Genomic DNA, 10178 nt, shown 5'->3' on the forward strand with positions numbered 1-10178 from the left:
CGTCACCGAGATCCCCGGGCCGAAGTCCCGTGAGATCGAGGCGCGTCGCCGAGTCAGCCGTGGCCCCGGGAGTCGGTTCCAGCCTCCCCGCCTATGTGGTGGCAGCCGGCGGCGGAATCCTCAAGGACGTCGATGGCAACCAGATCATCGACCTGGGAGCCGGCATCGCCGTGACGACGGCAGGCAACTCGAACCCCCGAGTGGTCAAGGCCGCCACCGAGCAGCTCCAGTCCTTCACCCACACCTGCTTCATGGTCAACCCCTACGAGGGCTACGTCGAGGTCGCCGAGGCGCTCAACCGCCTGACCCCGGGTGACCACGAGAAGCGCTCCATCCTGCTCAACTCCGGCGCCGAGGCTGTCGAGAACGCCGTCAAGATCGCTCGCGCCCACACCGGCCGCGACGCCGTCGTCGTCTTCGACCACGCCTACCACGGTCGCACGAACCTGACCATGTCGATGACCGCGAAGTCCGCCCCCTACAAGGCCGGCTTCGGTCCGTTCGCCGGCGAGGTCTACCGCGCACCCATGTCCTACCCCTACCGCGACAACGATGCTGCAGGCACCAAGGTCAGCGGTGATGAAGCGGCCAAGCGCGTCATCACCATGATCGAGAAGCAGATCGGCTCCGAGTACGTCGCAGCGATCGTCATTGAGCCCATCCAGGGCGAGGGCGGCTTCATCGTTCCGGCCGAGGGCTTCCTGCCTGCACTGGTCGAGTACGCCAAGGACAAGGGCATCGTATTCGTCGCCGACGAGGTTCAGGCCGGCTTCGCCCGCACTGGCAAGATGTTCGCCTCCGAGTGGGAAGAGATCGTCCCTGACATCATCACCACAGCAAAGGGCATCGCCGGCGGTCTGCCGCTCTCGGCCGTGACCGGTCGCGCGGAGATCATGGACTCGGTCGGACCGGGTCGCCTCGGCGGGACCTATGGCGGTAACCCCGTTGCCTGTGCGGCAGCGCTCGGTGCCATCGCCTCCTACGAGGAAGACGGACTCGTTGAGAACGCCGCGCACATCGGTGAGATCGTCACCGATCGCCTCACGAAGCTGCAGAGCAAGTACCCGGAGGTCGGTGACATCCGCGGCCGCGGCGCCATGATCGCTGCCGAATTCGTCCAGCACGACACGATCGATCCGAACCCCGAGCTGGTCAAGAAGATCGCGGACTACTGCTCGAAGAACGGTGTCCTCGTGCTCACCACGGGAACCTTCGGCAATATCCTGCGCTTCCTGCCCCCGCTGACGATCTCCGATGAGCTCCTGGCCGACGCCTTCGACGTCATCGAAGAGGCTGTCGCCGCTTCGCTGGCCTGACAGCTCGAATCCGGCCCCGCTCGCAGGCAGCGTCTGCGGGTTCCGACGGCGGCGTATCGACCTCATGCGAGGTCGATACGCCGCCGTCGGTCTTTGTGGGACAGGGCGGGAGTAGCGCTCAACTGCGGTGACATCGCCGGTTCTATTGGGACGCGGTGATATCGCCAGGTCCCAGGGGGGCGGGGTGATGTCACCGGTTCTATTGGGGCTGGGTGACGTCACCGGTTCCATGGGGGATGGTCCGGGTTGTTCACGAGGGGTGTGCTGCTGTGGGGGAGTGCCTTTGCAACGCTATCGTGCTTGCCGCGATCGGGCATCGCACGTAAGTATGAGATCCGACCGCTACGGCAGGGACGAGGGTATAGCACAATAGGCTCCATGGCATCAGCGACAGACGACGGCACCATGAGTGCGCTCAACAGATTGTGGCTTGTATTCCGCGGACCGCGCTTCGTGGATCTGCCCATGCGGCTCCTCGCCCTCATCATGGGGCTGACCTTGCTGATTCCCGGATCGTTTGAGATCACAGAACCTCGCTACATGGTCCTCCTCATCTGTGCCTATGCTCTGCTCGTCCTCTCCCCGTTCTTCCCTCTGGCGACGGTGTTCGTCTCGACCGGGCTGAGCCTCGTCTTCGTCGTGCCCTACCCCGACCTGGAGAACATGTTCCCCGAGTCGCTCATCTTCGCCACGGCTGTGCTGTTCAGCCAGCGGCGGTGGGTCGGCTCAGTCATCGCCACCGTGGGACTGGTCGCCTACCTCATCACCTGCACCGAAATGTCAGCCTACGACGGCGGTATTGCAGGGTTCATCGACTACGGGTACGGCTGGGTCACGTACTCACTGATCGGTTTGGCTGCTGGAGCCGTCGAGCTGAGGATCCAACGCGAGATCCATCGCCGGGAGCGCGCCGCCGTGTAACACCAGCAGGCGGTGCAGTCCTTGCGTGCACGTTTCACCAGCGATATGCACGACACAATCTCGAACTCACTCGCAACAGAGGGCGCAATCATCAAAGCACTGGCCAGAGGATCGCGGGATCTCGACATCAGCCGTCAGCTCGCCGAGCTCTCCCTGGTCAACACCGAGGCGTCGAAGCGCCTGCGGCAGCTCGTCACACAGCTCAGCGACGGAGACGAGCGGCAGCCCAGGATTCGGCTGCAGGCCGAGGCGAAAGCACTGGCCACGTCCATTGAGAACGGCTGTGCCGCCGGCGGTGTGGCGTTGACGCTCGATGTCGGCACCCTGCCCCGATACGCATCCCCGGTGCTGGGCGCACATTTCACCGCAATCATGCGAGAACTGGCGACGAACGTCATCCGACATTCTCTGCCGGGAACCGAGTCGAGTCTGACCGTGAGCGTGGATCGTGAGGGATCTGATGCGGCCGTCCTGCGTTTCCGCACGGAGAACGAGGCGGCGACGTCGCTGACGGGTCCGCCTCGCTCTCTCAGTCGGCGCGCTCAGGCCCTGGGCGGGTCATGCACCACGAGATCGAATCATCAGGGCCGCGTCGTCGTCGAAGTCTCCCAGCCGCTGCGATTCAATGACTTCGCCGATGGGGACGAGGCCGACGCTGTCTGTGTCCGCGACGATTTCACCGCTGCGGAGTCCTCCACAGCTCGTGAGGCGAATGCCGACCGTGACGTATCAGCGACGAAGAGCGAGAGGGTATGAGCGGCTCGGTCGGTTCGGAGATCGACAACTCGTCAGCAGACGAGCGCATAGTCGTGCTCATCGTCGACGACGATTCGTGGACGACGAGAGCCGTGGCGGCAGCTCTGTTCGATGACGGCGGGTTCTCAGTTCTCGATCCTCAGCACTCCGGAGAAGACGCCGTCGAAGCGTTCGATCGTCATCGCCCGGATCTCGTCCTGATGGATGTCAACATGCATCCGGGGATGAGTGGAGTGGATGCGGCCCGGGAGATCATGTGTCTCGACCCAGAGGCGACGATCGTTGTGCTGACCACTGTCTCGCCCGGGCCGGGAATCACACGTGCTCTTGAGGCCGGAGCGATAGCGGCGGTGAACAAATCCGCCACCGACGCCGAACTCGTTCGCGTCGCGCGAGCGGCAGTCGCAGGTGAGTCTCCGGCCCTGCTGCGATCCTTGGCAGAGGACATCATGATCAGCGGCGATATCGCCGCGGAAGGTTCGAGCGCGGTGCCGGCGCTGACTCCGAGTGAGAAGCTCCTGCTACGGCAGATCTGTGAGGGGATGGACTACTCGGAGATCGCCGAACAACAGGTCGTCAGCGTCTATACAGTGAAGTCCCACGCCAGAAACCTGCGCATCAAACTGGATGCGAAGAATCTGGCACAGGTCGTCATCCGTGCCATCCAGTACAAGTTCTACGTTCCCGAATGACGAAGCCCTCGTCCAGCTGCGGAATGTCTGAAACCCGAGCAGGTTCGGCAGATGATCGGGTCACGAGGTGTGTGGGTGCACTGTTGACTACAGTGGGTGTATGAGTGAAACGAATGCCCTACGCGTCTCCCGCCTGTTGCGCGAGACCGCGGGGTTTCTGCTTCCCCTGACTCAGACCGAAATCGACGTTGAGGTGACTCGCATCGAATTCGACCTCGACCTGCGAAGCTCGGCTGCTGCTCTCAGGTCTCCCACTGGACTCGCGGGAGCCGTCGTCCTCGTCACCGAAGCCGTAGACGGTGTGGCCGGACTCAACGCGATCCGCTCACGATTTGCGGGTGCCGCGGCACTCATTGTGCCGCCGGGAACGCATACCCACCTCGGTGAGGGGACATCTGCCTCAGCGCTGCCCATTCTGCTCGAGCGGTCCACGGGCGTGACCTGGTCCGAGGTCCTCGTCCATCTGCGACAGCTCAACGAGGGTGCCTCGAGCGCCCTGGCTTGGCCCGACGTCGACGATCTCAGCGCGCTGGCCGCGGTCATCGCGGAGATGACGGGTGCGTCGATCACGATCGAGGACCCGGCGTCGCGTGTGCTCGCGCACTCCAACCTCGGCGATGAGATCGATGACATCCGACGGGAGACGATCCTCTCGGGCGCGATTCCTCAATGGCGGATCGCTGAGCTTGAGGAGTCCGGATTCCTCGACGTCGTCCGCCACTCGACCGATGTCGTCGAGAGACAAGCCGCGGGCGCCTCTCCTGCCCGTTCGGTGATCGCACTGCGCAGCGAGGGCGAGCTGCTCGGCACGATCTGGGCTGCCTACCCGGATTCGGTGGATCCCGCGTCGCTGCGCGATGTCCTCCGCGATGCGGCCCGAGCCGCACTGCCGGTCATGCTGCGGACCCTGCGACGTTCCCCGTTCGAGAAGCGGATCCGTCGTGAGGCCCTCGGCTCGATCCTCGGTGGCTCGCCGGACCTCGGGCCGGCCGCGACCCTGCTCGCGCTGCCATTCTCCGGGCACTATGCAACCCTGGCCTTCGCCGAGGTGGCCCCCGACAGAGAGCCTGTGCTGAGGTTTCATCTGCGGGCCGCCTTCGCCGATGCCGTGCTCGCCCACGTAGGGTCGGACGGTCATCTGGCTGTCCTCGTGCACATGAGCGAAGGAATGGAAGCCGCCGACATCAGGTCTCATGTCGCCTCGGCCCTGCAGCGGTCCCTGTCTCCGAGCGAGCCGCTGCACTTCGGGGTGGGTGTCGCAGTCGAACGTCTCGACCTTGTACATCGATCGTGGACCGAGGCGGTGTACGTCATCGATGCGCTGCTGACACGGTCGAAGAGCGGCGCGAGCACACCTGCAGGCAGTACGACTGCGGGCAACCATTCTGCGGGCGTCACATGTGCCGATGGGATGCTGGTCATCGGCACATGTGACGCCCGCAGAATGGTTGCCCGCAGTCGTACTGCCTGCAGGTGTGCTCGCGCCGCTCTTCGACCGTGTCAGCAGCGCATCGATGACGTACACCGCCTCGGTCCACGATCGATGTACAAGGTCGAGACGTTCGACTGCGACACCCACCCCGAAGTGCAGCGGCTCGCTCGGAGACAGGGACCGCTGCAGGGCCGAGGCGACATGAGACCTGATGTCGGCGGCTTCCATTCCTTCGCTCATGTGCACGAGGACAGCCAGATGACCGTCCGACCCTACGTGGGCGAGCACGGCATCGGCGAAGGCGGCCCGCAGATGAAACCTCAGCACAGGCTCTCTGTCGGGGGCCACCTCGGCGAAGGCCAGGGTTGCATAGTGCCCGGAGAATGGCAGCGCGAGCAGGGTCGCGGCCGGCCCGAGGTCCGGCGAGCCACCGAGGATCGAGCCGAGGGCCTCACGACGGATCCGCTTCTCGAACGGGGAACGTCGCAGGGTCCGCAGCATGACCGGCAGTGCGGCTCGGGCCGCATCGCGGAGGACATCGCGCAGCGACGCGGGATCCACCGAATCCGGGTAGGCAGCCCAGATCGTGCCGAGCAGCTCGCCCTCGCTGCGCAGTGCGATCACCGAACGGGCAGGAGAGGCGCCCGCGGCTTGTCTCTCGACGACATCGGTCGAGTGGCGGACGACGTCGAGGAATCCGGACTCCTCAAGCTCAGCGATCCGCCATTGAGGAATCGCGCCCGAGAGGATCGTCTCCCGTCGGATGTCATCGATCTCATCGCCGAGGTTGGAGTGCGCGAGCACACGCGACGCCGGGTCCTCGATCGTGATCGACGCACCCGTCATCTCCGCGATGACCGCGGCCAGCGCGCTGAGATCGTCGACGTCGGGCCAAGCCAGGGCGCTCGAGGCACCCTCGTTGAGCTGTCGCAGATGGACGAGGACCTCGGACCAGGTCACGCCCGTGGACCGCTCGAGCAGAATGGGCAGCGCTGAGGCAGATGTCCCCTCACCGAGGTGGGTATGCGTTCCCGGCGGCACAATGAGTGCCGCGGCACCCGCAAATCGTGAGCGGATCGCGTTGAGTCCGGCCACACCGTCTACGGCTTCGGTGACGAGGACGACGGCTCCCGCGAGTCCAGTGGGAGACCTGAGAGCAGCAGCCGAGCTTCGCAGGTCGAGGTCGAATTCGATGCGAGTCACCTCAACGTCGATTTCGGTCTGAGTCAGGGGAAGCAGAAACCCCGCGGTCTCGCGCAACAGGCGGGAGACGCGTAGGGCATTCGTTTCACTCATACACCCACTGTAGTCAACAGTGCACCCACACACCTCGTGACCCGATCATCTGCCGAACCTGCTCGGGTTTCAGACATTCCGCAGCTGGACGAGGGCTTCGTCATTCGGGAACGTAGAACTTGTACTGGATGGCACGGATGACGACCTGTGCCAGATTCTTCGCATCCAGTTTGATGCGCAGGTTTCTGGCGTGGGACTTCACTGTATAGACGCTGACGACCTGTTGTTCGGCGATCTCCGAGTAGTCCATCCCCTCACAGATCTGCCGTAGCAGGAGCTTCTCACTCGGAGTCAGCGCCGGCACCGCGCTCGAACCTTCCGCGGCGATATCGCCGCTGATCATGATGTCCTCTGCCAAGGATCGCAGCAGGGCCGGAGACTCACCTGCGACTGCCGCTCGCGCGACGCGAACGAGTTCGGCGTCGGTGGCGGATTTGTTCACCGCCGCTATCGCTCCGGCCTCAAGAGCACGTGTGATTCCCGGCCCGGGCGAGACAGTGGTCAGCACAACGATCGTCGCCTCTGGGTCGAGACACATGATCTCCCGGGCCGCATCCACTCCACTCATCCCCGGATGCATGTTGACATCCATCAGGACGAGATCCGGGCGATGACGATCGAACGCTTCGACGGCGTCTTCTCCGGAGTGCTGAGGATCGAGAACTGAGAACCCGCCGTCATCGAACAGAGCTGCCGCCACGGCTCTCGTCGTCCACGAATCGTCGTCGACGATGAGCACGACTATGCGCTCGTCTGCTGACGAGTTGTCGATCTCCGAACCGACCGAGCCGCTCATACCCTCTCGCTCTTCGTCGCTGATACGTCACGGTCGGCATTCGCCTCACGAGCTGTGGAGGACTCCGCAGCGGTGAAATCGTCGCGGACACAGACAGCGTCGGCCTCGTCCCCATCGGCGAAGTCATTGAATCGCAGCGGCTGGGAGACTTCGACGACGACGCGGCCCTGATGATTCGATCTCGTGGTGCATGACCCGCCCAGGGCCTGAGCGCGCCGACTGAGAGAGCGAGGCGGACCCGTCAGCGACGTCGCCGCCTCGTTCTCCGTGCGGAAACGCAGGACGGCCGCATCAGATCCCTCACGATCCACGCTCACGGTCAGACTCGACTCGGTTCCCGGCAGAGAATGTCGGATGACGTTCGTCGCCAGTTCTCGCATGATTGCGGTGAAATGTGCGCCCAGCACCGGGGATGCGTATCGGGGCAGGGTGCCGACATCGAGCGTCAACGCCACACCGCCGGCGGCACAGCCGTTCTCAATGGACGTGGCCAGTGCTTTCGCCTCGGCCTGCAGCCGAATCCTGGGCTGCCGCTCGTCTCCGTCGCTGAGCTGTGTGACGAGCTGCCGCAGGCGCTTCGACGCCTCGGTGTTGACCAGGGAGAGCTCGGCGAGCTGACGGCTGATGTCGAGATCCCGCGATCCTCTGGCCAGTGCTTTGATGATTGCGCCCTCTGTTGCGAGTGAGTTCGAGATTGTGTCGTGCATATCGCTGGTGAAACGTGCACGCAAGGACTGCACCGCCTGCTGGTGTTACACGGCGGCGCGCTCCCGGCGATGGATCTCGCGTTGGATCCTCAGCTCGACGGCTCCAGCAGCCAAACCGATCAGTGAGTACGTGACCCAGCCGTACCCGTAGTCGATGAACCCTGCAATACCGCCGTCGTAGGCTGACATTTCGGTGCAGGTGATGAGGTAGGCGACCAGTCCCACGGTGGCGATGACTGAGCCGACCCACCGCCGCTGGCTGAACAGCACAGCCGTGGCGAAGATGAGCGACTCGGGGAACATGTTCTCCAGGTCGGGGTAGGGCACGACGAAGACGAGGCTCAGCCCGGTCGAGACGAACACCGTCGCCAGAGGGAAGAACGGGGAGAGGACGAGCAGAGCATAGGCACAGATGAGGAGGACCATGTAGCGAGGTTCTGTGATCTCAAACGATCCGGGAATCAGCAAGGTCAGCCCCATGATGAGGGCGAGGAGCCGCATGGGCAGATCCACGAAGCGCGGTCCGCGGAATACAAGCCACAATCTGTTGAGCGCACTCATGGTGCCGTCGTCTGTCGCTGATGCCATGGAGCCTATTGTGCTATACCCTCGTCCCTGCCGTAGCGGTCGGATCTCATACTTACGTGCGATGCCCGATCGCGGCAAGCACGATAGCGTTGCAAAGGCACTCCCCCACAGCAGCACACCCCTCGTGAACAACCCGGACCATCCCCCATGGAACCGGTGACGTCACCCAGCCCCAATAGAACCGGTGACATCACCCCGCCCCCCTGGGACCTGGCGATATCACCGCGTCCCAATAGAACCGGCGATGTCACCGCAGTTGAGCGCTACTCCCGCCCTGTCCCACAAAGACCGACGGCGGCGTATCGACCTCGCATGAGGTCGATACGCCGCCGTCGGAACCCGCAGACGCTGCCTGCGAGCGGGGCCGGATTCGAGCTGTCAGGCCAGCGAAGCGGCGACAGCCTCTTCGATGACGTCGAAGGCGTCGGCCAGGAGCTCATCGGAGATCGTCAGCGGGGGCAGGAAGCGCAGGATATTGCCGAAGGTTCCCGTGGTGAGCACGAGGACACCGTTCTTCGAGCAGTAGTCCGCGATCTTCTTGACCAGCTCGGGGTTCGGATCGATCGTGTCGTGCTGGACGAATTCGGCAGCGATCATGGCGCCGCGGCCGCGGATGTCACCGACCTCCGGGTACTTGCTCTGCAGCTTCGTGAGGCGATCGGTGACGATCTCACCGATGTGCGCGGCGTTCTCAACGAGTCCGTCTTCCTCGTAGGAGGCGATGGCACCGAGCGCTGCCGCACAGGCAACGGGGTTACCGCCATAGGTCCCGCCGAGGCGACCCGGTCCGACCGAGTCCATGATCTCCGCGCGACCGGTCACGGCCGAGAGCGGCAGACCGCCGGCGATGCCCTTTGCTGTGGTGATGATGTCAGGGACGATCTCTTCCCACTCGGAGGCGAACATCTTGCCAGTGCGGGCGAAGCCGGCCTGAACCTCGTCGGCGACGAATACGATGCCCTTGTCCTTGGCGTACTCGACCAGTGCAGGCAGGAAGCCCTCGGCCGGAACGATGAAGCCGCCCTCGCCCTGGATGGGCTCAATGACGATCGCTGCGACGTACTCGGAGCCGATCTGCTTCTCGATCATGGTGATGACGCGCTTGGCCGCTTCATCACCGCTGACCTTGGTGCCTGCAGCATCGTTGTCGCGGTAGGGGTAGGACATGGGTGCGCGGTAGACCTCGCCGGCGAACGGACCGAAGCCGGCCTTGTAGGGGGCGGACTTCGCGGTCATCGACATGGTCAGGTTCGTGCGACCGTGGTAGGCGTGGTCGAAGACGACGACGGCGTCGCGGCCGGTGTGGGCGCGAGCGATCTTGACGGCGTTCTCGACAGCCTCGGCGCCGGAGTTGAGCAGGATGGAGCGCTTCTCGTGGTCACCCGGGGTCAGGCGGTTGAGCGCCTCGGCGACCTCGACGTAGCCCTCGTAGGGGTTGACCATGAAGCAGGTGTGGGTGAAGGACTGGAGCTGCTCGGTGGCGGCCTTGACCACTCGGGGGTTCGAGTTGCCTGCCGTCGTCACGGCGATGCCGGCTCCCAGGTCGATGATCTGGTTGCCATCGACGTCCTTGAGGATTCCGCCGCCGGCTGCCACCACATAGGCGGGGAGGCTGGAAACCGACTCCCGGGGCCACGGCTGACTGGCGACGCGCCTCGATCTCACGGGACTTCG

General features: G+C 64.2%; 6 protein-coding genes and 4 pseudogenes. 5 read left to right on the plus strand and 5 right to left on the minus strand.

The annotated features are described in order from the left end of the window. The 5 genes and pseudogenes from gabT (HX613_RS08120) to HX613_RS23005 all read left to right on the plus strand — a co-directional run. A pseudogene (gene gabT, locus HX613_RS08120) lies at positions 1–1316 on the plus strand (4-aminobutyrate--2-oxoglutarate transaminase); the annotation flags it as partial. Between the two features lie 378 nt (positions 1317–1694). Next, on the plus strand, positions 1695–2237 hold the full coding sequence (locus tag HX613_RS08125) for a hypothetical protein (RefSeq protein WP_235344634.1): 543 nt from the start codon (positions 1695–1697) through the stop codon (positions 2235–2237). Positions 2238–2282: 45 nt separating this feature from the next. Continuing rightward, a complete protein-coding gene (locus HX613_RS08130; protein WP_235344635.1) occupies positions 2283–2993 on the plus strand; it encodes a hypothetical protein in 711 nt (236 codons plus the stop codon). Then, the gene (locus HX613_RS08135; RefSeq protein ID WP_235344636.1) at positions 2990–3685 is read left to right on the plus strand and encodes a response regulator; all 696 of its coding nucleotides are present in this window, start codon (positions 2990–2992) and stop codon (positions 3683–3685) included. The genes HX613_RS08130 and HX613_RS08135 overlap by 4 nt, the downstream gene beginning before the upstream one ends. 895 nt (positions 3686–4580) lie before the next feature. After that, positions 4581–4991: pseudogene (locus HX613_RS23005) on the plus strand (hypothetical protein); the annotation flags it as partial. 264 nt (positions 4992–5255) lie between these two features. On the opposite strand, the pseudogene HX613_RS23010 reads toward HX613_RS23005, so the two are convergent. From HX613_RS23010 to gabT (HX613_RS08160), 5 genes and pseudogenes are all read right to left on the minus strand, one after another. Beyond that, positions 5256–6413 (minus strand): annotated as a pseudogene (locus HX613_RS23010) (hypothetical protein); the annotation flags it as partial. Between the two features lie 100 nt (positions 6414–6513). Beyond that, positions 6514–7209, minus strand: coding sequence for a response regulator (locus HX613_RS08145; RefSeq protein WP_235344636.1), 696 nt, complete (start codon positions 7207–7209; stop codon positions 6514–6516). Beyond that, positions 7206–7916: a hypothetical protein gene (locus tag HX613_RS08150; RefSeq protein ID WP_235344635.1), complete on the minus strand. Its 711-nt coding sequence runs from the start codon at positions 7914–7916 to the stop codon at positions 7206–7208. Before HX613_RS08150 ends, HX613_RS08145 begins: the two co-directional genes overlap by 4 nt. A gap of 45 nt (positions 7917–7961) precedes the next feature. Beyond that, the gene (locus tag HX613_RS08155; protein ID WP_235344634.1) at positions 7962–8504 is read right to left on the minus strand and encodes a hypothetical protein; all 543 of its coding nucleotides are present in this window, start codon (positions 8502–8504) and stop codon (positions 7962–7964) included. 378 nt (positions 8505–8882) lie between these two features. Continuing rightward, positions 8883–10178: pseudogene (gene gabT, locus HX613_RS08160) on the minus strand (4-aminobutyrate--2-oxoglutarate transaminase); the annotation flags it as partial.

Origin of the sequence: Brevibacterium sp. UCMA 11754 (genome assembly GCF_021532275.1) — a bacterium.
Classification (GTDB): domain Bacteria; phylum Actinomycetota; class Actinomycetes; order Actinomycetales; family Brevibacteriaceae; genus Brevibacterium.